General features: G+C 62.4%; 20 protein-coding genes. 10 read left to right on the forward strand and 10 right to left on the reverse strand.

Features of this window, described 5'->3' with window-relative positions:
• Positions 1-71: 71 nt before the first annotated feature.
• Together AB4120_RS12305 and AB4120_RS12310 are read right to left on the reverse strand one after the other, a co-directional pair.
• Positions 72-1,055 carry a Bug family tripartite tricarboxylate transporter substrate binding protein gene (locus AB4120_RS12305; protein WP_149138838.1) on the reverse strand — a complete coding sequence of 328 codons (984 nt, stop codon included), beginning with the start codon at positions 1,053-1,055 and terminating at the stop codon, positions 72-74.
• A gap of 23 nt (positions 1,056-1,078) precedes the next feature.
• A complete protein-coding gene (locus tag AB4120_RS12310; RefSeq protein WP_441642298.1) occupies positions 1,079-2,290 on the reverse strand; it encodes a M20 aminoacylase family protein in 1,212 nt (403 codons plus the stop codon).
• 134 nt (positions 2,291-2,424) lie between these two features.
• On the opposite strand from AB4120_RS12310, the gene AB4120_RS12315 reads away from it, so the two are divergent.
• Together AB4120_RS12315 and AB4120_RS12320 are read left to right on the forward strand one after the other, a co-directional pair.
• A complete protein-coding gene (locus AB4120_RS12315) occupies positions 2,425-3,318 on the forward strand; it encodes a LysR family transcriptional regulator (protein ID WP_149138837.1) in 894 nt (297 codons plus the stop codon).
• 97 nt (positions 3,319-3,415) lie between these two features.
• Positions 3,416-3,913 (forward strand): glycine zipper 2TM domain-containing protein, encoded by a 498-nt coding sequence (locus AB4120_RS12320; RefSeq protein ID WP_149138836.1) that lies wholly within the window; start codon positions 3,416-3,418, stop codon positions 3,911-3,913.
• 36 nt (positions 3,914-3,949) lie between these two features.
• Here the strand turns inward: AB4120_RS12320 and AB4120_RS12325 are convergent, their stop codons facing one another.
• The gene (locus AB4120_RS12325) at positions 3,950-4,357 is read right to left on the reverse strand and encodes a hypothetical protein (protein WP_441642299.1); all 408 of its coding nucleotides are present in this window, start codon (positions 4,355-4,357) and stop codon (positions 3,950-3,952) included.
• Positions 4,358-4,650: 293 nt separating this feature from the next.
• On the opposite strand from AB4120_RS12325, the gene AB4120_RS12330 reads away from it, so the two are divergent.
• Positions 4,651-6,087 (forward strand): DUF1254 domain-containing protein, encoded by a 1,437-nt coding sequence (locus AB4120_RS12330; protein WP_149138834.1) that lies wholly within the window; start codon positions 4,651-4,653, stop codon positions 6,085-6,087.
• Positions 6,088-6,139: 52 nt separating this feature from the next.
• Positions 6,140-7,165 (forward strand): DUF1254 domain-containing protein, encoded by a 1,026-nt coding sequence (locus AB4120_RS12335; RefSeq protein ID WP_262389749.1) that lies wholly within the window; start codon positions 6,140-6,142, stop codon positions 7,163-7,165.
• Between the two features lie 87 nt (positions 7,166-7,252).
• Here AB4120_RS12335 and AB4120_RS12340 read toward each other — a convergent pair whose 3' ends face one another.
• The 3 genes from AB4120_RS12340 to AB4120_RS12350 form a co-directional block, all read right to left on the reverse strand.
• Positions 7,253-8,353, reverse strand: a complete 1,101-nt coding sequence (locus tag AB4120_RS12340) for a PAS domain-containing sensor histidine kinase (RefSeq protein WP_441642300.1) — start codon at positions 8,351-8,353, stop codon at positions 7,253-7,255.
• Positions 8,354-8,438: 85 nt separating this feature from the next.
• A complete protein-coding gene (locus tag AB4120_RS12345) occupies positions 8,439-9,080 on the reverse strand; it encodes a hypothetical protein (RefSeq protein ID WP_149138831.1) in 642 nt (213 codons plus the stop codon).
• A gap of 2 nt (positions 9,081-9,082) precedes the next feature.
• Positions 9,083-9,751, reverse strand: coding sequence for a hypothetical protein (locus tag AB4120_RS12350; protein WP_392388562.1), 669 nt, complete (start codon positions 9,749-9,751; stop codon positions 9,083-9,085).
• A gap of 461 nt (positions 9,752-10,212) precedes the next feature.
• Between AB4120_RS12350 and AB4120_RS12355 the strand changes: the two genes are divergently transcribed.
• On the forward strand, positions 10,213-10,389 hold the full coding sequence (locus AB4120_RS12355; RefSeq protein WP_187645220.1) for a hypothetical protein: 177 nt from the start codon (positions 10,213-10,215) through the stop codon (positions 10,387-10,389).
• A gap of 106 nt (positions 10,390-10,495) precedes the next feature.
• On the opposite strand, the gene AB4120_RS12360 is transcribed toward AB4120_RS12355, so the two are convergent.
• Positions 10,496-11,407 (reverse strand): LysR family transcriptional regulator, encoded by a 912-nt coding sequence (locus AB4120_RS12360; RefSeq protein WP_149138829.1) that lies wholly within the window; start codon positions 11,405-11,407, stop codon positions 10,496-10,498.
• Positions 11,408-11,861: 454 nt separating this feature from the next.
• Between AB4120_RS12360 and AB4120_RS12365 the strand changes: the two genes are divergently transcribed.
• Both AB4120_RS12365 and AB4120_RS12370 read left to right on the forward strand, forming a co-directional pair.
• Positions 11,862-12,938: a porin gene (locus AB4120_RS12365; protein ID WP_149138828.1), complete on the forward strand. Its 1,077-nt coding sequence runs from the start codon at positions 11,862-11,864 to the stop codon at positions 12,936-12,938.
• A gap of 208 nt (positions 12,939-13,146) precedes the next feature.
• Positions 13,147-14,064: a LysR family transcriptional regulator gene (locus tag AB4120_RS12370; RefSeq protein ID WP_441642301.1), complete on the forward strand. Its 918-nt coding sequence runs from the start codon at positions 13,147-13,149 to the stop codon at positions 14,062-14,064.
• Here AB4120_RS12370 and ilvB read toward each other — a convergent pair.
• Complete coding sequence (gene ilvB / locus AB4120_RS12375) at positions 14,061-15,863, reverse strand: biosynthetic-type acetolactate synthase large subunit (protein WP_441642311.1); 1,803 nt, start codon at positions 15,861-15,863, stop codon at positions 14,061-14,063. The genes AB4120_RS12370 and ilvB overlap by 4 nt on opposite strands.
• Positions 15,864-16,552: 689 nt before the next feature.
• Here ilvB and AB4120_RS12380 point away from each other — a divergent pair.
• Genes AB4120_RS12380 through AB4120_RS12390 form a run of 3 tightly spaced genes read left to right on the forward strand, consistent with a single transcriptional unit; the run spans position 16,553 to position 20,749 of the window.
• The gene (locus tag AB4120_RS12380) at positions 16,553-18,124 is read left to right on the forward strand and encodes an MFS transporter (protein WP_441642302.1); all 1,572 of its coding nucleotides are present in this window, start codon (positions 16,553-16,555) and stop codon (positions 18,122-18,124) included.
• Between the two features lie 13 nt (positions 18,125-18,137).
• On the forward strand, positions 18,138-19,214 hold the full coding sequence (locus AB4120_RS12385; protein ID WP_441642303.1) for an HlyD family secretion protein: 1,077 nt from the start codon (positions 18,138-18,140) through the stop codon (positions 19,212-19,214).
• Complete coding sequence (locus AB4120_RS12390; protein ID WP_441642304.1) at positions 19,211-20,749, forward strand: efflux transporter outer membrane subunit; 1,539 nt, start codon at positions 19,211-19,213, stop codon at positions 20,747-20,749. The genes AB4120_RS12385 and AB4120_RS12390 overlap by 4 nt, the downstream gene beginning before the upstream one ends.
• 82 nt (positions 20,750-20,831) lie before the next feature.
• Here AB4120_RS12390 and AB4120_RS12395 read toward each other — a convergent pair whose 3' ends face one another.
• Positions 20,832-21,230, reverse strand: a complete 399-nt coding sequence (locus AB4120_RS12395) for a winged helix-turn-helix transcriptional regulator (protein ID WP_441642305.1) — start codon at positions 21,228-21,230, stop codon at positions 20,832-20,834.
• A gap of 89 nt (positions 21,231-21,319) precedes the next feature.
• The gene (locus AB4120_RS12400; protein ID WP_149138826.1) at positions 21,320-24,148 is read right to left on the reverse strand and encodes a 2-oxoglutarate dehydrogenase E1 component; all 2,829 of its coding nucleotides are present in this window, start codon (positions 24,146-24,148) and stop codon (positions 21,320-21,322) included.
• Positions 24,149-24,227 lie beyond the last annotated feature (79 nt).

A 24,227-nucleotide genomic window follows, 5' to 3' on the forward strand; every position in this document is an offset into this window, starting at 1 on the left:
AGGCGCAACAGGCCCGTGCCGCCATGCGATGTTGCATGGCGGCACGGGCCTTTCTACATCAGGTGCCAGGCTTATTGCGGCTGGAGATTGATCCGCTTCGCCATCGCGCGGAACTTGCCGGTTTCTGTCTGCAGGAAGCGCTGCGCGTCTGCCACCGAGCTTGGCTTGGCCACTTCCGCACCGGTCGCCTCCAGTCCGCTGACGACCTGCGCGTCCTGCAACGTCTCGACGAGCGCCTGGTGCAGCCGTGCGACCACGGCCTCTGGCGTGCCCTGCTTGACCATGATGCCGGCCCAGGTCGCCTGGTCGAAGTCCTTGAGTTGCGTCCCTTCGCCGAAGGCGGGGATCGCGGGATCGACCTTGCTGCGGCTGTTGCCGGCCCAGCCGACAAGCTTCAGCCGCCCCTGGTCCGCCAGGCCACGGAAGCTGGCCGCGTACGGCAGGATGGCGAAGTCGACGTTCTTGCCGGCCAGGTCCTGCATCAGCGGCGCCATGCCCTTGTACGGGATGTGGCTCACGCCGATATGGGTCCGGGTCGCCATGTCCTCGGTCACCAGGTGATACATCGACCCGGGGCCAACGCTGCCGTACGTCAGCGGCTTGGCCGGGTTGGCCCTGGCCAGCGCAATGAGATCATCGACGTTGCGGACCGGCAGGTCGGGCCGCGCCACCATCATGAGCCGGTTGACGGTGACCGGCGTCAGCAGGCGGAAATCCTCGGTGCGCAGCTTCACCGCCGCATTGGACAGCGGCGACAGAATGACCTCGTTCGGCGAGCCCAGGAAGATCATGTAGCCGTCCGCCGGCGCGTTCAGCACCTTCTGCGCCGCCATGGCGCCACTGACGCCGCCGAGATTCTCCACCAGCACCGGCTGGCCCAGCGCCTTCGACAGGCGAGTGTTCATGCTGCGGGCAATCGCATCGGAGAGCCCGCCGGCCGGGTACGGCACCATCAGCACGACCGGCTTGGAGGGATACGCGTCCGCCGCGCCCGCACCCGGCGTGGCGAACAAGCCAACCGTAGCGACAGCGGCAAACGTGCAACTGGCAAGCATTCTGCGAATCTTGTTCATGGCAGTCAGGCAGTGGGGTGGAAGAATTCGGTGGCGAGCGCCACCCAGAATGCCGCGCCCGTATCCAGGCAGCGGTCGTTGAAATCGTACGAGGGGTTGTGCACGCTGCAGGGGCCGCTCGGCTCGCCGCCCGCGTGGCCGTTGTCGCCATTGCCGATCATCAGGTAGCAGCCGGGCCGCTCGGCCAGCATGTAGGCGAAGTCCTCGCTCGCGCACAGCGGCGTCGCATCGTCATCGACGCAATCGGTCCCGTAGAGCTTGCGGGCGACCCGCACGGCGAGCGCTGTCTCCGGCGCGGTGTTGACCAGTACCGGATAGCCGCGCTCATAGGTAATGGCATGCCTCAGGCCGAACGCACGCGCCTGGCCCTCGACCACTTCGTGGATGCGCTGCTCCAGCAGCGCCCGCACCTCGGGCTGCAGCGCGCGGATGCTCAGTTCCAGTTCGGCCGACTCGGGGATGATGTTGTAGGTGGTCCCCGCCTCAAGGCGCCCTACGGTGATGACGGCGGCAGCCTGCGGATCGACATTGCGGGCGACGATGCTCTGCAACGCCATCACGGTCGACGCCGCGGCAATCGTCGGATCGACGGCCAGCTGGGGCATGGCCCCATGCCCCCCGACCCCGTGGAAGGTGATCACGGCACGGTCGGACGACGCCATGAACGCGCCCTCCCTGACATAGAAGCGCCCCACCGGGCGCCCCGGATAGTTGTGCATGGCGAACACGGCGTCGCACGGAAAGCGGTCGAACAGCGCCTCGTCCATCATCCGCCGCGCCCCGCCGGCGCCGCCCAACTCCTCGGCCGGCTGGAAAATCAGGTGCAGGATGCCGTCCCAGTCCACGCCCTGCTGCTGCATCACCGCCAGGCGCTGGGCCGCGCCCAGCAGCATCGCCGTGTGGCCGTCGTGGCCGCAGCCATGCATCTTGCCGGGGATTTGGCTGCCCCAGGGCAGCCCCGTGGCCTCCTGGATGGGCAGCGCGTCCATCTCCGCGCGCAGGCCGAGCCGGCGGCCGCCCTTGCCGAAGCGAAGCCGCCCGACGAGGCCGGTGCCGGCGATGCCCGGGGTGACTTCGTAGCCCCATTCCTCCAGCTTGCCGGCCACGAAAGCGCTGGTCCGGAATTCCTCGAAGCCGAGTTCCGGGTGACTGTGAAAGCGCCGCCGCCAGGCCGTCATGTTGTCCACATCAGGGGCACTGCAGGTCGCGTCGGTCATGGCGTGTTCGGATCAGCTCTGGTCCGCTCCATCATATGGCTCCCGGAGAAAACCAATTAGCGATATATTTTCCATGGTGAACACTATTGGTGTTCACTAAAACCACCCCCTCCGGAACCCATTCGAGCCCTTTCATGCGCCAGCACCAGCTCCGAGCCCTCGTCCAGGTTGCCGAAAACGGCACCATCCGTGCCGCTGCCCGAAGCCTGCATCTCAGCCAGAGCGCCCTGACCAAGGCGCTGCGCGAACTGGAGGAAGATGTCGGGACGGAACTGCTCGTCCGCAGCCACAAGGGCGTGGAGTTCACGGCGGCGGGGCGCGTGCTGCTCACCAACGCCCGCCTTGCGCTGGCGTCGCTGGAGCGGGCCCGGGACGAGATCCGGGCATTGCAGGGCGGTGCCGGCGCGCACGTGGCCGCTGCGGTCACCCCGCTTCTGGCGCTGGATGTGCTGCCCCGCGTCTGGGAAGCCTTCACCGCCCGGCAGCCCGACGCGCGGCTGTCGTTGAGCGAAGGATTCCTTGCCGATCTGATCCCACGGTTGATCGAAGGCCGGCTGGACTTCGCGATCGCCATCGCCGATCCGGACGACCTGCCGCCCGAACTGGCCTTCGAGCCGCTGTTCGAGGTCAGTGCCGTACCGGCCGGCAGAACCGGCCATCCGCTGGCCGGTGCGACGGACTGGCAGGCGCTGGAGAGCGCCCGGTGGACCCTGAATCTGTCCCCGGGCAGCCAGAGCGAGACGTTGCTGGAATGGCTGCGGACGAGCGACCTGCCCGTCCCGCGCCAGATCACGGCGTGCACGTCGCCCACGCTGATGACGGAACTGATGCGCCGCACCGACGCCATTGGCTACTGCCCCACGCAGCTGCTGGCCGATCCGATGTACGGCAACGGGCTGCAGGCGTTCGCGGCGCTGTCGCCGTTGCCGCCCCCGATGCCGGTCGGCCTCATCCGCCTGCGCGCGATGCCGCTGGGGACGTCCGCGCGCATGCTGGCCGAACTGTTTGTCGCCCACCTGGCGCCATAGCATCCTGCGAACACGCAAAGCCCCGGCTTTCGGAAAAGTCTCCTGCGCCGCACAGCCGTAGTGTGGCTCCAGTCATTGATCCGGAAAGGAGCCGCCCATGCTTGCCACACGTCGCCCTTCATTGCTGCACCGCCCGCTGGCCGCCATGCTGCTGGCCAGCACGCTGCTGGCCTCTGGCTGCGCCGAGTTCGCGCCGCCGGGCAGCGTCTACAGTGCCGGACAGACCTCCCTGCCCCAGACCGTGACGATGGCCACGGTCGAGCGCGTGCGTGTGGTCCAGATCGACGACAGCAGCCAGGGATCGAGCCTGGTGGGCGAACTGGGCGGCGGCCTGCTGGGCGCCGTGGCCGGCAGCGCAATCGGACACGGCCATGGTTCGCTGCTCGCGGGTGTGGCCGGCGGCCTTGCCGGCGGACTGGCAGGGCACGAGATCGAGTCGCGCGTGGAGCGCCATCCCGGCTATGAAATCACCGTCCGGCTGCCCGACGGCCGGCTGCAGGCGATCACCCAGCCGGCATCCGAAGGCAGCTTCTACCCCGGCCAGCGCGTGCAGCTGCTATGGTCGGAAGACGGCAAGGTGCGGGTGACGGCCTGAGCGGCCGGGGAGCGCGGCGCAGTGGCTGCGCCGCGGTCAGACCTTGACGGCCGCGAACAGAATCAGCGCGGCGATTGGTGAGGACACCAGCGAGATCACGGCGCTCTGCTTGAGCGTGGCCTTCAGCATCACGACGAAACCGAACGAAAAGGCGACGAACGTCACCACCCAGGTCACGAGCGTGGCGGGGCCGGACAGCGATCCGCCCGTCAGCTTGGCCATGGCCGCCGCCGCGATGGCGTTGAACAGCAGTGCCACGAATACGGCCTTGAGGGCCTCGGTCACGGTCGGGTCTTCACCCGTCACCATCCTGGCGACAACCTTGACCACGAAGCCGATCACCACGGTAATCACCACCACGGCGATGGTGACCTTGACCGGCAACAGCATGGCCATGAAGAGAAATGCGGCAACCAGCAGCAGGATGGCGACCATAGTCGGCAAATAGAGTGTGAAGGCGGCGAGCAAGGTATCACGCGGGTGGCGCCATCGCACGCGTGTCGAAGTGGGGTGTGCGGGCGCGATACACCCAGCTACGGGAGGGATGCGGACTTACGCATCGCAAACACAACCGCCAGCTACCAACCTTGATGCCCCGCAATACGGAAGACCCGTTCGGGTGGCATACAGCACCTTGCGTCGATTTTCTTTATGTCGCGATCAAAACTTTTTCACTTCTGAAGACCGTTAGCTTGGGGGAGACTCGAAGCGAACGCATGGTCACATAGGGACGTGTTATGAGGCTCAACGTATTTCGTATGCACATCGCGTGGCGCGCACCTGCCTGCGGATTGGTGCTCCTGCTTTTGGCGTCGCCTGGGATGGCTCAGCAAAACCAGGCTGCCGACGTGGAACGCAAGGCGCTCGAGCGGCGGGCGATTGAAGCGGTCAACTGGGGAATGCCGGCAGTCAATTTCGACCGGATGTACCAAGCGATGGTCCGCGACGCCAAGGGAGGACCGAACCAGATCGTCTACTGGTCTCGCCTGTTCGACTGGAAGAACCAGACGCTGACGCCCAATCCCGATGTCATCTATGCAATGCCGTTCTTCGACACGAAGGATACGGGCCCGATGGTGCTGGAGGTTCCGCCCGCAGGCGCTGAAGGTTCCATTACCGGTACGATCATGGACTGTTGGCAGGCGCCCCTCGAAGACGTCGGCCCGGCCGGGCTGGACAAAGGGAAAGGCGGCAAGTATCTGATCCTTCCGCCGGGCTACACGAAGCCCATCCCCCGGGGCTATATCGCGCTGCCGTCCCTGAACTATCAGGGCTACGCGCTGCTCCGCTCGGTACTGAAGAGCGGTACTGCGGCGGATCTCGCGAGCGCTGTCGCTTACGCCAAGCGCATCCGGCTCTATCCGTTGTCTCAAGCCGGCAAACCGCCGGAGACGAAGTTCGTCGACGCCGTGGATGTTGTCTATGACGCGACCATTCCCTATGACATGCGCTTCTTCGAATCGCTCGACCGCATCGTCCAGCGCGAGCCGTGGTTACCGCGGGACAAGGCAATGATCGATATGCTGAAGACCATCGGGATTGAGAAGGGAAAGCCATTCAAGCCGGATGCCGGCAGCGAGGAAACGCTGAAAGCCGCCGTAAGCAGTGCGCATGTGTGGATGGATGCCCGTTACGAAAAGGGCTTTCCCGTTTTCTATGACGGCACCCGATGGGTCACCCCGTTCATGCCGGAACTTAAAGAAACCGTCGCGACGAAATACGAAACGCCAACTTCCTATTCCGTAGATGCCCGGGGGCTGGCCGATACCTATGCCTATAGCACCATCAAGCATTTGGGCGCTGGGCAGTTCTATCTGATCACGATCAAGGACAAGGACGGACAGTCATTCGACGGCGGAGGAAACTACCGTTTGACGATTCCCGCAAAGCCGCCCGTGCGCCAGTATTGGTCGATTGTCCTCTACGATCGACAGAGCCACACGCTGATCCGCAATGTCTCCCGTCAAAGCCGCTCATCCCAATCTGCGGGGCTTAAAGCCAACAGCGACGGCAGCGTCGATTTGTACTTCGGGCCCCGCGCTCCGGCATCTGGCGAGTCCAACTGGATTCCGACTGTGGCTGGACGCCAGTTTGAAGTCATGTTCCGCGCGTATGGGCCGGAGAAGACTTTCTTCGACAAGACCTGGTCGCTGCCGGATATCGTCCGCCAATAGGCGCGTGCCGCCGCCCGAGGAATTAACAGGAATGAAAATGCGAGCCCTAGCCATGCAATGCCTGCTGGCGGCAGGACTGAGTAACCTGCCGCTCGTTTACGCACAGCCCAGCACACCAACGGAAAATGTTGTCCCGGTTACCGTGGACAACTTTATCCGCGCCGAGTCCGATATGTATATGAGTGCCGTGGCCATCAAGGAGAAAGGCTTTGGCAAGTTCGAGCATCACCGCGAGCTTTCGCCCATCGATGCCCAGACCGTCATACGGCAGAACCGCGACACGCTCTATTCCGCAGCGGTCTTCGACCTGGATGCGGGGCCTGTCACGATCACGCTGCCCGACGCTGGGCGGCGATTCATGAGCCTGCAAACGATCAGCCAGGATGAATACTCGCTGCCAGCGATCTATACCCCCGGCAAGCACACGTTGACGCGAAAGCAGATCGGCACACGCTATGTCCTGGTCGGGGTGAGAACGCTGGTGAACCCAGCCGACCCCTCGGACTTGAAAAAGGTCCATGCGCTGCAGGATGCGTTGAAAGCCGAACAGAAGTCGCCCGGGACCTTCGAAGTGCCAAAATGGGATCCCGTCAGCCAGAAGAAGGTACGCGATGCCTTGATCGTCCTTGGCACCACGATGACGGATACCAGCCGTGCGTTCGGGCTCAAAGGGGAGGTCGACCCGGTCCAGCGGCTCATCGCAGCCGCCACGACGTGGGGTGGCAATCCGAGAAAGGACGCGATCTATCTGAACTTCACGCCTCCCAGAAACGACGGTGTCGCGATCTACAAGCTTCGCGTAAAAGACGTGCCGGTGGATGGCTTCTGGTCCATCAGCGTGTATAACGCCGATGGCTATTTTCAGCAGAACGAGCAGAGGGTCTATTCGCTGAACAATCTCACGTCGAAAAGAGCAAGCGACGGCTCGGTGACGGTTCAGTTTGGCGGCTGCGACGGCCAGGTACCCAACTGCCTCCCGGTCATGAAAGGCTGGAACTACACGGTTCGGCTGTATCGGCCTCGCGCCGAGATTCTTTCGGGGAAATGGAAATTCCCCCCGGCGGAACTGCTGAACTAACCGAAGGTGCCGATAGGCCATCGGCGCGAAGCCCAGTGACTGTCTCGCCCCGAAGCTGATGGGAGGTGGAAGTCCTCTGAGGAGGTCTCATGTTTGCACGACGATTCTTGACATCGGTACCTTTACCATGACGGCAACGCCGCTACCGGGTGCGCTTTCAACAGTCAGCAGGCCGCCTAATTGCAGGACCCGTTCACGCATGCCCAGCAGGCCGAAGGCATCGGGTCGCGGCGCCGAGTTTCGCGGGAATCCAATACCGTCGTCGCAAATGCGCAAGTCACAATAACGATTGTCCACCGTCAGCGTCACGGAGACGTTATGCGCTCGCGCGTGCCGCGCCACATTTGTCAGCGCTTCTTGCGTAATGCGATACAGGGATATGGCGGCTAAATCGTTCAGCCGCCCCAATGCCTCGGCGTGAACATCGCATCGGACGGGTACACCGGAGCGCTGTTCAAAGCTGTCTGTCAGCCACTGGAGCGCGTCGGCCAGCCCCAGGTCATCCAACATCAGGGGGCGCAGATCGGTTGAAATGCGTCGAACCGATGTGGCCATTGCGTCGATCTGCCCGATTAGGTCGCCAATGGATCCCAGGCGCCCTCGGATAGACTCCGGAACATACTGAGTCAGTTCCATTTCGTGAAGCGCGAGCGACATTTTCAGCGCCATGATCTGCTGGCCCAGATCGTCGTGGAGTTCTCGCGCGACTCGCTTCTGCTCGTTCTCCCGCGCTTGCTGTACTAATGCCGAGGCCGCCGCCGCGCGTTCGAGTTCGTCCAGCCGATGGCGCTGGGTGAGGTCACGTGTGATCTTCGCGAACCCGATCAAGGTCCCTTCGTCGTCGTGGACCGCGGTGATCACAACGTTTGCCCAGAACTGGCTCTTGTCCTTGCGCACACGCCAACCTTCGTCCTCCACGCGCCCCTGCAGCGCAGCAACGGCCAGCATTCGCTCCGGCTTGCCTCCGGCGATGTCCTCGTCGGTATAGAAGACGGAGAAATGCCGGCCCACGATCTCCTCCGGATCGTACCCCTTAGCGCGCTGCGCACCCGGATTCCAACTCGTCACGATTCCCGACGCGTCAAGCATGAAAATCGCATAGTCCTGAACCGCATCGATTAGCAGTCGGTAGCGGTGACCGATTTCGATGTCGCTTAGGTTAAGAGAGGAGGAAATTAGGATATTCATGCGCCATGGATCTCCTGGATGTCAGACCGAATCAAGCTTCGGGTATGGCATAACCGGCATCAGGTCGGACGTGCATTCGGCCCGCTCAGAATCCGATGCCGACCGACATGATCGCCACCTGATCCCGCGAGCCCGGGTTGAACAAATAGGCGCCGGCAGTGAGCTTTCCGAACGACAGCTGGAAGAATCCACCGCGCTGAAGATCGCGGTCGCCACCATAGGCCCGCGTACGCTGCGCCACCAAGCCCAGCCGCAGCCATTCAAACGGACGATATGCCAGTTCGCTCCAGGCGTACGCGTAGCTTGATTCCCTGCCCCGCCAATCGTTGACATACTCGAACTCCACATAGCCGTCGAAGCGTCCGGCGGTCACCCTTGCTTCGAGCCCAGCAATGCCGCCACTCACATCGCCGACGACCACACCAATGATCGGCGTGGCATCAAGCTTGATGGCTTCTCCGACCGAGAATGTCCAGCCGACAAATGCCGAATGCGCATGACGTGCCTCGTACCCGGTTCTTGCCTCCAGGTGAAGCTGGCTCCGATCCGCGGTAAAGATGCCGCTGGCATAATTATCTCCCCCGCGTGGAACATTCCAGTAGCCGAAGGCGGAGAGCGCCCATTCCGCGCTTGCGGGTGGTGGCAGGTCTTGTGGCGGGAGCGCCGGCTGTGCCTGCGCTGCCGAGGCAGCGATGATTGCGCCCGCCAACCCGATCGATGCCCGCATGCTTATCCGCCTAGTGCGACGATCGCCATCGTCATGACGACTCCAAGCACCATCATGCCCACACCGAATTTCCACGCGCCGTAGCGCAGGTGGTGGCCCAGCGCGACGCCGCCGCCAAATAGCATGGCGAGCGTGAGAAAACGCGAAATCAACAAGGCCGTGGGAACGTCCTTGATCAGGACGAAAGGCAAAGCCACAGGGAATGTCGACAGCACGACGATAACGAAGATGCCGACGGAGCCCATAACATCACGGAAATCCAGCCGCGGCCTCGCCGGAATGCTTGCGATCGCGATACGCGAGCGAATCGCCTCCAGCTCCGGCTCCGCAACGAGCGTCCTCATGACCCGTGGCAACGTGTCACGGATGACTGCCACGCCTTTGGCGGGACTGGAGGCATGCTTCACTGCGAGGGCAAGGCTGAGTCGCCTTCCCCGATTTGCGACTGTGCGCACAAGAAACATGACCGCATCGACCAGTCCCCACGCCAGATTGCATCCGAGGGCTGCGTGCAACATCGTCCGACCGGCGTCCGGCCCGGCGGCGGTTGTCGAGACGGCTCCCACGAAGGTCAACGCCATGAACAGCCCGAAACACATCTCGGAGACCCGGTCGACGGTATCGAGCACCGGCTCCCGTGTCTCAGCCTCATCCACAAGATCTGCCGTCATCATCGGATTCCCCATCGGCGCTGGCGGCATCCCGCCCGCGTGGCCGTGAGCGCCACGCTATCATGGCGCCCGCCGCGCATCCACAGCCCCTGGCTCGCACACAGTGCGCTGCCGCACCAAGCCTCAATCCGCTTCGGCAGGCGAGCGGGAAGTATCACGTACGGCGCTTTCTCGGCACTGCTGATGGCCGGACTCAGTCGTCGGACCCCTTGGCGGCCGCTCGCTCGGTGGTGACATCGAATTGCGATAACCGTGCTTCTGTAAGACGGCACTCGTCCGTCTTACAGCGTCTATGTCCCGCCTTAGCCCGGCAGTAGATGCCGCAGGCTGGGACTTATCGGGAACAGAGGTCGCTTAATGGATGTCGGGCACACGTCCGCTCAGGCTCCCTCCATATAGGGATCACGGGGCTCGGTGGCGGTGCGGCTTGGCGTGTCGACAACGATAGCCCGCGACAAGACATGCCCGACACTACCGTCGAGGCGAGCCCGGTCAGAATCGAGGGACGACGCATTCGCGCCCGATGCAAGACCGCAAAGGCCGGAGACGACGAGACCGAGAAGAAGAAGCTTTTGCATGGTGAATCTCCAGAGAGTGGGAAGAAACTGCGCAGCCAGTTGGCCGCAGGAACACTCTAGGGCCGCATGCGTCGCACAACAACGCGCGCGAATCGACACACCGTTCAGTTCGATGGACAAAGCGCCCGAAGCACCATTGCCTTAGCGGCATTGGGTTCCGCACTGCCTATACGGCCGGCAGGAGCACCTCGAACGCTTCCAGCAGCGCGCGCACCTTGGCCGGTACAAGCCGTCGCGCAGGCGTTAGTGCGTACACCTTCAGGGGCGACGACAGATGCTGTGGAAAAAGACGGACAAGTTGCCCACTCTTGATCTGATCGTCGATATATCCCGGTAGCAACCTCACAACGCCAAGGCCATCCGTCGCGGCCCGCACCCGGATCTCTACGTTTGGTGTCCGAATGCTGGGAGACAGCGCTATCCGTCCGATCTCGTGACCATCTTCGAAGAGATCCCAATAGTCGTCGTCGGCGTCGACGATCGTCGGCCAGGATTCAATATCCTGCAGTTGGCGCGGCAGGCCCCGCGTCGCGATCAGTTCAGGCGCGGCAAACAGTGCGCGCTCCATTGCCAGGAGTCGTTTGCTGACCAACGAACTATCGGGCAACCGAGCGTCGGTCTTGACAAAGGCGATGTCGTAGCGCTGCTCCAGCAAGTCAGGAATCTTTCGCGTGTCGTCGATCTCGACCTTGAGGTCAGGATGCGCCTTGAGTAGTTTCACCAGCGCCGGCGCCAGATGTAGCCATCCGGTCTCATACGGCGCGGCCAGCCGCAATGTGCCGGACACCTGCTGCCTGGTCGAGCGCGCATCGTTATCGGCTTCGCGCAGTTCGTTGAGCAAGGGCTGCATCCGTGCGTACAGCGTTTGCCCAAGATCCGTAACGCGGATTCTCCGCGTGGTCCGGTCGAGCAGTCGGTTACCCAGCCTGGCCTCAAGACGAGAAAGGGACAGGCTGATCGAAGACTTCGGGATACCCGTCACATCGCTTGCAGCAGTAAAGCTCCCCGCTTCCACAACCCGGCAGAAATTGTCCCAGTCTCCCCAGTCCGCAGCGTCATCAGGTCTATTGTTCAACATGGTCCTACGCGGCGGCGCGGCCGCCTGAAAGTGAGAGGTATCCGCCGGCGATTGCCACCTGGCCCCAAGAGAATTCTATGAAAGCAAGCGCATTTCCGATGCGCTATCCATAGAGAATTCTGGCCAGTTTGTACGGCAATGGCGCCACCTTCACGCATCGCAGTGCCAAGTTCGCTAACGAACTACAATATGATCTTTCCTGCACAGCACGCACCAGAATGCGGGCAGCATCGATAGGCCTGTGAGTTGAAAAGTTTGGCCTAAAATCGACCCATCCGCGCCGCCGTGCCGACACCGAATTCACTAACATCGTGCGCACTGACATGTAGCGCCAACGCGCGTTTCATGACGTCGGACGCGTGCGCCTGCAGTTCGTTGGGGTCACTGTGCAGACGCTGGTCTGCCGCTGTCGTCTGTATCCGTGATGTTCCATTAAAGGCGGGAGGAGTTCTTGATGAAGAAAGTTTTTGCGGTGTTCGCCGCGTCCGTGGCGGCCAATGCCGTGTATGCCCAGTCCGGGGTAACGCTGTATGGTATTGCCGACGCCGGGGTCGAGTACGTGACCAGCGCGGGGCGCAACGGCAATAGTCTCGTGCGTGTATCGTCGGGAAACCAGTCTGGCTCGCGCTGGGGCCTGCGCGGCGTGGAAGACTTGGGAAGTGGCATGAAAGCCGTCTTCCAACTGGAAAGTGGCTTCGATATCGACACCGGCAACTCTGGACAGAGCGGTCGGCTATTTGGCCGTGATGCCTACGTGGGACTACAGAGCCAGTACGGGATGCTCCGCCTGGGACGACAGCAGACCGCCATGCGCGAATTTGGCATCGCCTACGATCCCACCGTCATTGCGGATAAATACGGCGTGCTTTCGATCGCGCCCGAGTTCGGCGCACGCGCTGACAATACCGTCAAGTACCTTGCCACGTACGGTGGGCTGAGCGCACAAGCCTTCTATTCGTTCCAGTCCAACGGCGCAGAGGTGGCGGGCAGCAATGTGTTTGGTCGCGAATTCGGTGGCTTCGTCAATTACGCAGCCGGCCCGTATGCCGTGGGTATCGCTTATGACGATATCCATCTTGGGACGCCGGCGAATCAGGCACCCGTTATCCGCCGCGTTTCCTTTGGCGGCAGCTATGCAATCGGCTCGGCCAAGGTTTATGCCGGCTATCGCCTGGCCAAAGCCTATGACGGCGCGAAACTGCCCGGCGCGCAAGCGGCCGATGCTGGCTCCAATCTCTACTGGCTTGGTGTCATCTACAAACTAACCCCCGCGTTCTCCCTGCTCGGGACTGCGTATTACCAGGACTTCCGCAAGACGGGTTCCGACCCATGGCAGTTTGTCGTGACCGGCGACTATGCCCTCTCGAAGCGGACTGACCTGTATGCCTCACTGTCCTACGCGCTCAACAAGGAGAACTCTCAACTGGGCGTCAATGGATTCAATAGTGGCAGCGGATCGACTGCCGTCTTCAACGTCCAGCCCGGCAAGGATCAGTTCGGCGCGGTGATGGGCATTCGCCACCGCTTCTGACCCCCAGGCTGCACGTTACGGCCCCTCGCCTTATCAGCATCGACACGTGGCGAGGCTCTCGTTCCTCGCCACCCTTGGCGCGGTTGCCGTCGTGGTACCGCGTCTCTTTTTCTTTAGGGCAGCAAACAACAGGATCGCTCACCCTTGCACAAAAGAGTAACTTTCCAGACAATCGGAGAACTTTCTTCCATTCGGCGAGAGAATCAGAATGAACCTGTTCGAGTCGATGTCGCTCCTGGTAGCCGTTGTCGACGCCGGCAGCTTTTCTTCCGCAGCGCGCCATCTTGGCGTTCCCCTGCCTACCGTCAGCCGCAAGGTTGCGGACCTCGAGTCTTATCTCAAGACCCGATTGTTGCACCGCACGACGCGTACCCTTTCCTTGACCGAGGCCGGCGTCTCCTATGTCGACGCTTGTCGACGCATCCTCGAGCAGGTGGGCGAAGCCCAGCGCACCGCCATTGGCGAACATGTCTCGCCCCGTGGCGATCTGGTCATTACCGCCCCGGTGAACTTCGGCCGGCTTCACGTGGTCCCGGTCGTTGCGGAATTCCTTGTGGAGTATCCGGAGATCAACATCAACCTGGTGTTGACCGATCGGGTAGTCCATCTCATGGACGAACATGCCGACGTGGCCATTCGTATCGGTGAGTTGCCGGACAGTACACTGATCGCAACGCGGCTTGGCAGCGTGCGCCGCGTCGTATGTGGGAGCCCCTCCTATCTCCAGGCGCACGGCGTGCCGGGCACCCCCCAGGATCTTGCCAGCCACCAATGCATCACGTTCGACGTGCTGGCATCCATGCCGGCCTGGGCATTCCGCTCCGGAAAGACAGAAATTTCGATTCCCGTGCGGTCGAGGCTTTCGATCAACACTGCGGAAGCGGCGATTGCGGCCGCGACGTTAGGTGTGGGACTCATCAGAGTGCTGTCCTACCAGGTCATCGATGCGCTACGCAGTGGCAGCCTTTCCGTTGTACTTGAAGGATTCGAATCGGCACCACTGCCCGTCAGCCTGGTGCATAAGGAAAAGGCGCCACTTCCTTTGAAGCTGAGGGTGTTCCTCGACTTCGCAACACCGCGCTTGCGAGTCCGCACAGCAGGCGCGGTGTTTGATGCCACGACCTAGAACATGTCAGCCGCCGGCTGTCGTGCTGCGCCGCCATTTGGCGCCTGCGCCGCGGTCCTTGCCGGAATGAAAGGACCGGTGATCATGTTGCCGTAGCTCTGACCGGGCCCGACCATCGGGAAAACGTCGGCATCCTGATCCACCATCACTTCAAGAAAAGCCGGGCCCTCAAAGTCGACGAACGCCCTAAGGGCCGCCTCCAGCATTTCAACGACCTCTACACGACGCGCAAACTCGAAACCATCGGCCAGCGCGGCCATGACGAAGTCCTTTCTATGCAGTGCCTTGTCACTGACACACAGCCGCCCATCATAGAAGAGTCGCTGCCACTGACGGATCATGCCATCGCCACGATTGTTCAGGAGCAGCACCTTCACAGGAACCCCATAAGTCGTTGCCGTCTCCAGCTCCCCAAGGTTCATCCGGATGCTGCCGTCGCCGTCGATATCGATGACGAGTGCATCGGGCCTCGCGAACTGCGCGCCAATCGCTGCAGGCAGACCGAAGCCCATCGTCCCCATGCTGCCCGAGGTGAGAAAGCTGCGCGCCTCGCCAAACGGGAAGTATTGCGCCGCCCACATCTGATGCTGACCGACTCCGGTGCTGATGATCGCCCGCCCGCCCGTGATGTCGCCGAGCACTTCCACCACGAAATGCGGCTGAATCCTGGCACTTTCCCGGTCGTAGTTCATGCGATAGCTTTGCTTCAGCTCGGCCACGTGCTGCAACCAGGGTTGATGTGCCGGTTGCACCGGACCATGGTCGATCAATGACATCAGCGCGCGCTTTGCATCTCCAACGTGGCTCCAGTGCGAGCGCTTCACCTTGTTGATCTCCGCAGCGTCGATATCGATATGCGCCACGTGCCGTGCGTTGGGGGCGAAGGCATCCGGCCGGCCACCTGCCACACGATCATCGAAACGCGCGCCAATGGCAATCAGGAAGTCGCAATCCTCCACGGCATAGTTCGCGCTCGCCGCACCGTGCATACCCAGCATGCCGAGATACAAGCGATGTTTTGCCGGCATGACGCCGAGCCCCATCAGCGTCGAGACAACCGGGATCTCAAAGCGCTCACAGAATTGGCGCAGCGCTTCCGTTGCGTCTGCGGCGATCACCCCTCCACCCACATAGAGCAGCGGACGACGGCTGTGCCGCAGCAGGTCGAAGAATCTGGAACGCTTCTGCCCTTCGAGCCTGTCGCCATGGGCCACCCGTTTGAGACGTTCCGAGTAGCCGCGAAAGTGCAGCGTGCCGTGTCCGTGAAACGGGCCCATCCAGTTCTGCACATCCTTCGGCACATCGACGACAACAGGCCCGGGGCGTCCCGTGCGCGCGACTTCGAATGCTGTCCGGAGCGTGTGCTCCAGCTTCTCCGGATCCGTCACCAAAAACACCTGCTTCGCGCACGCCGACATGATGTTGAAGACGGGCGCCTCCTGGAATGCGTCGCTGCCGATGGCGGCACGCGGTACCTGCCCGCATATCAGCACCACCGGAACCGAGTCGCCATTGCAGTCGGCAATCGGCGTTACCGCGTTCGTCGCGCCGGGCCCGGACGTTACCATGAAGACTCCCACCCTGCCGCTGGCACGCGCGTAGCCCGCCGCCATGAAACCCGCGGCCTGCTCATTTGCCGGCACCACCAGATTGATCTGCTTCTCGGGGGTCGCCTTATGCAGGGCGTTGAAGCGAAAGACCGCGTCGTACGTCGGCAGGATCGCCCCGCCGCTATACCCGAACACGGTATCAACCCCCTGTTCGCTGAGTACACGAAGGATGATGTCGGCACCCGACATCCGTTCCGCAGTTGGCGCCGGGGTCACGGCGGCAGCGAAAGTCACTTCCATATTTTTGGTCACAGCCGTCTAGCCTGAAAAGTTGGCGCTGGCAACGCAGCGGCCAGGGATGTTGAAGACGATCTCCCCTTCCAACTCGGGAACAGCTTATGTTCGGCACCAGTTCAGGGATGGTTGCGTGGGCGGGGGGTCCGCACCAGGCAACCCAACTCACACCGGGTCGGTGTGCCTCTGGAGAATTGTGAGGGTTGGTACGCAGCATTGTGGCAACGATCCAATCCTCGCGCTCGTCTGGCCGTTCGCATTGCGGGCCAAAGACAAGTCATTTCTGGCCATGCGGCGCACGCCCGCCTTCGGCCCACACCGCGCCACCATGGTCCGCAGGCAGCCCGCCAATCCCCATTATTTATCGCGCGGAACAAGAGTATTCCACCCGGCGGCGGTCAGAACGCATCGCCGACATCGCTTGGCAAAAATCACGCATAACTTGGCCGGATTCCGACCCGTACGGGCCGCAAGAAATACTTTCAATCTCGTACATTAAACGAACCAAAGCTCGTGCTGTACGGCAATGGAGAGCGCCTCCATCAGGACGTCACCACCGCGTCACACGCCTGCAGCCCACCTGTCCAAGGAGTCGGTCGTGTTCCCTGCAATGCTTGAAGTCAAACCTTTCCCCGAGCGGTTAGATGTCTAGTCAGCCCGCTCTTCCAGCGCCGGCTGCTCCAGCTCCGGCGCAGCCCTTGGCACAGGCCACCCTTTCGCTCCGCCTCGCCACCGGACTTGTCGGGGTCCTCCTCGCTTCGTTGCTGGCGATATTGAACGAGCAGGTAACCGCCCTGACTCTTGCGGATGTCCAGGGCGTGTTCTCGATCGGGCGAGACGATGGAACCTGGATCACCACGCTCTTCGAGGCGGCCAACGTTGCGACAATGATCTTCGCACCATGGTTCGGCATCACCTTCACGCTCAAGCGATTCACGATTGGCGCGGTGCTAGCCACGATGTGCCTCGGCGTGCTCTGCCCGTTCGCACCAAGTCTGAACGCCTTGTATGCGCTGCGCGTTCTCCAGGGTGTCGCCGGTGGATGCCTGCCCCCCATGCTCATCATTGTGGCGCTCCGCTATCTGCCCCCCAAGGTCAAGCTCTATGGGCTCGCAGGCTACGCCATGACGGCCACCCTCGGCCCCGCGCTCGGCACGCCGCTCGCCGCACTGTGGACCGAGTATGTTGGCTGGCGGATGGTGTTCTGGCAGATCGTTCCGCTGGGCATCGTTAGCTGCCTCGCGGTGCGCTGGGGCCTCCCTGACGACCCCCCGAAGCTCGAACGGCTCGGCGCTTTTAACTGGACGGGCTTCCTCACCGGGTTCCCCGCCGTGGCCATGCTGGTCATTGGCCTGATGCAAGGTGACCGCCTCGACTGGCTGAACTCGCATCTGATCCGCGTGATGTTCGGTGGCGGAGGTTTGTTGCTCGTGGTGTTTCTCTTCAACGAGTGGTTTCACCCGCTCCCCTTCTTCAAGCTGCAATTGCTCGCGCGCAGGAACTTCACGCATGGCCTCATGACGCTTGCGGGTGCGGTGATCCTGCTGGTCGGCGTCGCGGCCATTCCCGGTCAGCATCTGGCCAGGCTGCACGCATACCGGCCACTGCAAACCGCGCCGCTGTCGCTGCTGGTTGCCCTGCCGCTGTTGATGACGCTGCCTTTGACTGCTGCCATCCTGAACCTCCGCCGCGTTGACTCCCGATGGGTGATGGCGGTGGGATTGTCCCTGATGGTGGCCACCTGCCTGATGGGCAGCTATGTAACGTCCGAATGGATTCGCGACAACTTCTACTGGTTGCAATCGCTTCAGATCATCGCTCAGCCGATGCTGATTCTCGCCATCCTGATGGGTGTCACGACGGGCTTGCCGCCCACCGAGGGGCCGTTCGCGTCGGCGATGTTCAACTCCCTCAAGACCTTCTCGGCCGCCGTGGCGACGGCATTGATCGAGGGAATTGGCACGGGACGCGAACGCTTCCACTCGAACGTGCTCGTCGATCAACTTGGCAACGCCGGCATGGCCGGGCGCGGCCTCGACACGGCACAGAACCTCGGCCAGCTAGCGCATCGCATTCACGAGCAGGCGCTCGTCCTGACATCGGCTGACCTGTATCGCCTGATGGCTTGCGTTGCCATTGCGCTGCTCATCCTCGTTCCGCTCCTCCCTGTGCGCATCTATCCGCCGTGGAGCACCACGCCTCCGTCTACAAACTGAGTAAAGGTCGATCATGTCTTCTGCAAAACGTCCCCCCATCAAGAACATCCGCCTTGCCGCAATCATCGTTGCCGCTGGCGTCGTGGTCTGGGCCAGCACAGGCCTGATGGTCCACTCAAGCAGCGAATCCACCAACGATGCCTATGTCTCGGCGGATTTCACGCTGGTTGCCCCGCGCGTCTCAGGGCAAATCGCGGAAGTGCTTGTCAATGACAATCAATGGGTCAAGGCGGGCCAACTGCTGGTTCGCATCGACGACCGCGATTTCCGCGCCGCGTGGCAAAGCGCCCAGGCTGAAGTCGTGGCGGCCAAGGCGCTCGTGGCCAACTTCGATGCGGAGATCGCCAGGCATCCGTCGCTGGTCCTGCAGGCCAAGGCCAAGCTCCAGTCCGACGAGGCGTCCATCTCGTACGCACGTGCCAATGCCTCGCGTTACCAGAATCTCTCGGAGGCCGGCGCGGGAACGGCCCAGGAGCAGCAGCGCGCTACCAGCGCGCTGGCCGAGCAGCTCGCACAGCAAGCCCATGACCGGGCGGCATTGAGTGCCGCCGAGCAGAATCTCGACGTGCTGCGTACGCAGCGGGATAAAGCGTTGGGCGCACAGGCGCGCGCCGAGGCCGCGCTGGAGCAGGCCAGGCTGAATCTCTCCTATACGGAGATCCACGCACCTGTCGATGGCAAGATCGGCCGGCGGTCTGCACGGGTCGGGGCGTACGTCACGACCGGTGCGCCGGTTCTGGCAATCGTGCCTGTGTCCGATGCCTACGTCGTGGCGAACTTCCAGGAGAACCAGATTACGCACATGCGGGCGGGTCAAAGTGCCCGCATCCGGGTCGACAGCATGCCGGGCGTTGATATCCAGGGCCATATCGATAGCCTCGCGCCTGCTACAGGCGTCAGCTTCGCAGCCATCGCTCCGGACAACGCGACGGGAAACTTTACGAAGATCGTGCAGCGTGTGCCGGTGAAGATCACAATCGATCGCGGGCAGAAGGCCGCGGCAGAACTTGGCGTGGGCCTCTCCGTGATTGCGGAGGTTGATGTCGGCCAGCGCGGCGATGCACCGACCCACGGGGGTAGCCAGCGATGAACACCGGAGACTTCGCCTTCCGCACGACGGCAATCTCGCTGCTTGCCTCGCTGGCTCTCACGGGTTGCGCTGTCGGGCCAGACTTCAAACGTCCGGAATCTTCCTCGCCTGATGTCTTCCAGCGACTCCAGTCCGCGCAGTCCGAGAGTCGTGCTGTCGATACCGAATTCAATCCCGACTGGTGGACGCTGCTGAACGATCCATTGCTGAACGCGCTTGAGAATCGGCTGGCACAGGACAACCTGGACGTTGCGGCAGCTTCGGCCCGGCTGGGCCAAAGCCGGGCGACACAGCAGGTGGTCGGTGCAGCGCAGCTTCCGAAGCTCGACGGCGCCGCTTCCTACTACCGCGAGCGCGGGAGCCCAACCGGGATTCTCTCGCTACTGGGCGTCGCGCCCAACGCAAGTCAGACGCAATCGGCGTCAGGCAGCTCGCCGACCGGCGTCGCCCCCATGCCCGGCTCCAGTGGGTCGCCGCCCTTTGACGTCTATCAGTTCGGCGTCGACGCATCCTGGGAGATCGATCTCTGGGGCCGCGTGCGACGCAGCGTCGAAGCCGCAGGAGCGCTCGCGGAGGCCTCGTTCGAGGATCGCAACGCCGTGCTGCTTTCGGTACGTGCCGAACTTGCGCGGGACTATATCGAGCTGCGCGACATCCAGTCGCTGCTGGAGATTGCAGAGCAGAACCTGGAAATCGCCCGCGATACGGAAAAACTCACCCAGGTTCGGTCGCGCGAAGGTGTCACGACAGACCTCGACGTCGCCAACGCCGCCGCCCAGGTGGCAACGATCGAAAGCCTGATTCCGACGCTGGAGGCCCGGCACGACGCCACTATCAATGCCATCGGCCTGTTGCTGGCCGAGGAACCGGGCGCGCTGCGGCAGCAACTGGGCGATGCGCACGCCATGCCAGCGCTTCCCGCGCGCGTACCTGTCGGATTGCCCTCCGAAATTGTGCAGCGAAGGCCCGATATCAGGCGTGCGGAGGCTCGCCTTCACGCCGCGACGGCATCGATCGGCATGGCAAAAGCCGATTTCTATCCGCGCATCATGCTGAATGGGAGTGCCGGGTTCCAGAGCTTGCAGCTTTCAAGCCTTGCCGACTGGGCCTCGCGCCAATTCGTCATCGGCCCATCGATTTCAATCCCGATCTTCGAGGGCGGTCGTCTCAAGGGAACCCTGCATTTGCGTGAGGCACAGCAACAGGAGGCGGCCATCGAGTATCGGCACACCGTGCTCAGGGCATGGAAGGAGGTGGACGATGCGCTGGTGGCATACGACGCGGAACAGCGCCGCCGCGACAAGCTGACAACGGTTGTCAGTGAAAACCAACGCGCGCTTTCCATCGCACAGCAGCGTTACAAGGCCGGCGCGGTCGACTATCTCGATGTACTGAATGTCCAGCGGCAGCTCCTGCAGGCCCAGCGTAATCTGGAGCAGAGTCGTGCCGCCGCGGCGACGAATCTTGTTGTGCTTTGCAAGGTTCTCGGTGGCGGTTGGGAGTCTACCTACGCCAAGGCCATCGCCGCCAACTAAACTCGGGCGTCAGGCGCACGCTCATCTCTGCGGCACCTTCCGTCGGAAGGTGCCGCAATGCATTCAGGCCCTGCAGCATCAGTTATTGTTCTGGCACCGCGGCCGCACCCAAGGCGGGCGCCGTGCAGTGATCTCCCCCCCATTTCCGTAGAGCGGCCAGCACAATATGCAACCCCGCCCCTTTCTCTGTCAGAACGTAATCGCTCCAGTCGGCGCGCTGGGCGCTTGCGTGCGTCTCCAGGACCCCGTGCTCGACCAGTGCGCGCAACCGTGCGGCAAGGATGTTCGGCGCGAGGCCAAGGCTTCGCTGGAACTGGCCAAATCGGCTCGTCCCTGCCAGCGCTTCCCGGATGATGAGTAGCGACCAGGCGTCACCCACCACGTCCAGCGTGCGTGAGATCAGTTTCAGGTCTTCCTGCGGATAGTCTTCAGCTTCCCATCCTGTCGGCAGCGAAGTGATTGCCGAAGCGTTTCGTGGCATGATCTTTATCCTGTGGATGGGGGCGTGGAGATATGAAAATCGGCGCCTCAGGCGCCGACTTCCACTACGTAGATGCGGGTGCACCGGCACTATTCGCGCGCGTCGCCGATCGCGGCCTGCAGGAATCCCTCCACCCGCTCCGCGTGCATCCACGCATAGCCCGGCGCAGTTGACGCGGTTGCCTCGGGTCCGATGTAGCGCAGCATGGTCGGCACCTTGAGGATCTCCAGCATCCGCTCCATCACAAAGGTCCAGGCACCCTGGTTCTTCGATTCCTCCTGGCACCACACCACATGCTTCAGGTTGGGATAGCGCGCGAGCTCGTTCATGACCTCCAGACCCGGGAACGGGTACAACTGCTCCACGCGTAGCAGCGCGGTATTTTCCTTGCCGGCCTTGCGCCTGCGAGCGAGCAATTCGAAATAGACCTTGCCGGAGCACAGGATCAGCGATTCGATCTTCTCGGCTTCCACCTCGGTACGCGCTTCGGCCAATACGGGTTCGAATTGCCCTTCGGCCAAGGCGTCGAGGCTGCTGACCGCCTCGGGATGCCGCAGCAACGACTTCGGTGTCATGACGATCAGCGGCACGCGATCTCGCCCCAATGCCTGTTCGCGCAGCAGGTGATAGATCTGAGCCGGGGTGGTGGGCTGGGATACCCGCATGTTTCCCTGTGCACAGAGCTGAAGATAGCGCTCAAGTCGAGCGGACGCGTGCTCGGGCCCTTGCCCTTCCTGGCCGTGCGGCAGCAACAAGGTGATACCGCTGTGCTGCCCCCACTTTGCCTCGCCCGCGGCCAGGAAGTTGTCGATCACAACCTGCGCGCCATTCGCGAAATCACCGAACTGCGCTTCCCACAACACCAGGGAAGCGTTCTTGACCAGCGAGTAGCCATATTCGAAACCCAGCACACCGGCCTCGGATAAGGTCGAGTTCGCGATGGCGAACGTACCCTGGCCGTCGGCGACGTGTTCGAGCGGGGTATGGAAGCCCTCGTTACGCGCGACGCGCTTCTGGTCATGAAGAACTGCGTGACGATGGCTGAAAGTGCCCCGCTCACTATCCTGCCCACTCAGCCGTACGTCGATGCCGTCCGCAAGCAGCGACCCGTACGCCAGATGTTCGGCCATGCCCCAATCCAGGGGCCGCTTGCCCGTTGCCATCTCGCGGCGGGCGCTGATGACCTTTTCAACGAGCGGGTGCAGCGAATACTGATCCGGTACACGTGTGATCCCTTCCGCAAGGGCCTTGAGCCGCGCAATCGGAACCGCCGTATTGGGGACCGGCGAGGATTCCTGCTCGGACAGCGGCACGCCGCCGCCACGCGCCTCAACCTCAAGTTCATGCGCCCCTGCACCTTGCGCCGCTTCCAGACGTTCGCGATAGGCAAAGACATAGTCGTCGGCCTCTTCCGCCGTGACAACCTGCTCCTTCACAAGCTTTGCTGCATAGATGGATCGCACACCGGGATGCCCCGAAATCGAGCGATACATCAGGGGCTGGGTGATGCTCGGCGTATCCTGCTCCTGATGGCCGTGGCGCCGGAAGCAGACCAGCTCGATGACGACGCTCCGGTTAAACGTTGCCCGAAAATCGATCGCCATCCGTGTGGCGGCGACCACCGCTTCGGGATCGTCGCCATTCACGTGCAGCACCGGCGCCTCGATCATTTTGGCAATGTCCGTGCAGTAGAACGACGAACGGGCGTCTTGCGGGCGCGACGTGGTAAAGCCCACCTGATTGTTCACCACAACGTGGATCGTGCCCCCAGTCCCGTACCCACGGGTACTCGACAGGTTCATGGTTTCCATGACGATGCCCTGACCCGAGATCGATGCGTCACCATGGATCTCGACGGGCAGCACGGCACCCGTGCCGAGCCCCAGCGCTTCGGCGTGCGCCCGGGCCATGCCCTGCACCACTGGGTTGACGATCTCGAGATGCGACGGGTTAAAGGCGACCGAAACCTCGACCGGTCCCGCTTCGGTAGCGATCTTGCCAGTGAAACCCTTGTGATACTTGACATCACCCGCGAGGAGATCCCGCGACGTCTTGCCGTCGAACTCATCGAAGAGCGCCGCTGCGGGCTTTCCCGCAATGTTCACCAGCACGTTGAGGCGACCCCGGTGTGCCATGCCCAGGATGGAATGCTGGATGCCGCGCGACGCGCCATAGGAAACCAGTTCGTCCAGCAACACGATCAACGATTCGCCGCCTTCGAGAGAGAAGCGCTTCTGTCCCACGTAACGGGCATGCAGGTACTTTTCAAGCCCTTCCGCCGCCGACAGCTTTTCGAGAATATGGCGCTTGTCGTGGGTGGTCAGGCTGGCCCTCGCCCGCGTGGATTCGAGCTGCATCTGCCACCAGTTCCGCTGGGCAGGGTCCGTCAGGTACATGAATTCTGCGCCAAGGGTGCCGCAGTACGTTTCGGCCAACGCACCTACCATGCCCTCCAGCGTCATGTCTTCGTCAGAGAAATTCGTATCCGATGCATCGAACTTCGTCTTCATGTCCGCCTGCGAGAGACCGTAGTAGCTCGGAATCAGGTCCGGCACAGCGACTGGCTCCATCCACCGCAGCGGATCAAGATGCGCGTGGCGTGTTCCCACCATACGGTAAGCCAGGATCAATGCCTGGACGGCAAGCTGCTTGCGGATGTACCCCGGACGCTCGTTCGCGGGCCGTTCGCCCGACCGCGGCTTTTTCGCCAGTTCGACAAAACGGGAGACGATGCGACTATGCACCACATCCCCATCGCTCGATCCATCGACCGCCGGCACGGTCTGAAGTGCGTCAAAGTAGCCGCGCCACTGATCAGACACCGCGGACCGATCGGCCAGGTACGCTTCGTACTGCTCCTCAACGTAGGGCGCGTTGCCTCCGAATAGAAAGGACGCGTTTCGATTTTCGATCATCATGATGCTGAACCTGTCGTGGGACTGGGCGATTGCCCGTTACCTAAAGTCTAGAAACTTGCCGCTTGCGATGACGGGCTCG

This window comes from Cupriavidus sp. 2KB_3 (genome assembly GCF_052115685.1).
Taxonomy (GTDB): Bacteria; Pseudomonadota; Gammaproteobacteria; order Burkholderiales; family Burkholderiaceae; genus Cupriavidus; species Cupriavidus campinensis.

Bases quoted from the DNA above. Each gene is read 5' to 3' on its own strand.
- AB4120_RS12305 (WP_149138838.1), bottom strand. From the start codon at position 1,055: ATGCTTGCCAGTTGCACGTTTGCCGCTGTCGCTACGGTTGGCTTGTTC.
- AB4120_RS12310 (WP_441642298.1), bottom strand. From the start codon at position 2,290: ATGACCGACGCGACCTGCAGTGCCCCTGATGTGGACAACATGACGGCC.
- AB4120_RS12315 (WP_149138837.1), top strand. From the start codon at position 2,425: ATGCGCCAGCACCAGCTCCGAGCCCTCGTCCAGGTTGCCGAAAACGGC.
- AB4120_RS12320 (WP_149138836.1), top strand. From the start codon at position 3,416: ATGCTTGCCACACGTCGCCCTTCATTGCTGCACCGCCCGCTGGCCGCC.
- AB4120_RS12330 (WP_149138834.1), top strand. From the start codon at position 4,651: ATGAGGCTCAACGTATTTCGTATGCACATCGCGTGGCGCGCACCTGCC.
- AB4120_RS12335 (WP_262389749.1), top strand. From the start codon at position 6,140: ATGCAATGCCTGCTGGCGGCAGGACTGAGTAACCTGCCGCTCGTTTAC.
- AB4120_RS12340 (WP_441642300.1), bottom strand. From the start codon at position 8,353: ATGAATATCCTAATTTCCTCCTCTCTTAACCTAAGCGACATCGAAATC.
- AB4120_RS12345 (WP_149138831.1), bottom strand. From the start codon at position 9,080: ATGCGGGCATCGATCGGGTTGGCGGGCGCAATCATCGCTGCCTCGGCA.
- AB4120_RS12350 (WP_392388562.1), bottom strand. From the start codon at position 9,751: ATGACGGCAGATCTTGTGGATGAGGCTGAGACACGGGAGCCGGTGCTC.
- AB4120_RS12355 (WP_187645220.1), top strand. From the start codon at position 10,213: ATGCCCGACACTACCGTCGAGGCGAGCCCGGTCAGAATCGAGGGACGA.
- AB4120_RS12360 (WP_149138829.1), bottom strand. From the start codon at position 11,407: ATGTTGAACAATAGACCTGATGACGCTGCGGACTGGGGAGACTGGGAC.
- AB4120_RS12365 (WP_149138828.1), top strand. From the start codon at position 11,862: ATGAAGAAAGTTTTTGCGGTGTTCGCCGCGTCCGTGGCGGCCAATGCC.
- AB4120_RS12370 (WP_441642301.1), top strand. From the start codon at position 13,147: ATGAACCTGTTCGAGTCGATGTCGCTCCTGGTAGCCGTTGTCGACGCC.
- ilvB (WP_441642311.1), bottom strand. From the start codon at position 15,863: ATGTCGGGTGCCGACATCATCCTTCGTGTACTCAGCGAACAGGGGGTT.
- AB4120_RS12380 (WP_441642302.1), top strand. From the start codon at position 16,553: ATGTCTAGTCAGCCCGCTCTTCCAGCGCCGGCTGCTCCAGCTCCGGCG.
- AB4120_RS12385 (WP_441642303.1), top strand. From the start codon at position 18,138: ATGTCTTCTGCAAAACGTCCCCCCATCAAGAACATCCGCCTTGCCGCA.
- AB4120_RS12390 (WP_441642304.1), top strand. From the start codon at position 19,211: ATGAACACCGGAGACTTCGCCTTCCGCACGACGGCAATCTCGCTGCTT.
- AB4120_RS12395 (WP_441642305.1), bottom strand. From the start codon at position 21,230: ATGCCACGAAACGCTTCGGCAATCACTTCGCTGCCGACAGGATGGGAA.
- AB4120_RS12400 (WP_149138826.1), bottom strand. From the start codon at position 24,148: ATGATGATCGAAAATCGAAACGCGTCCTTTCTATTCGGAGGCAACGCG.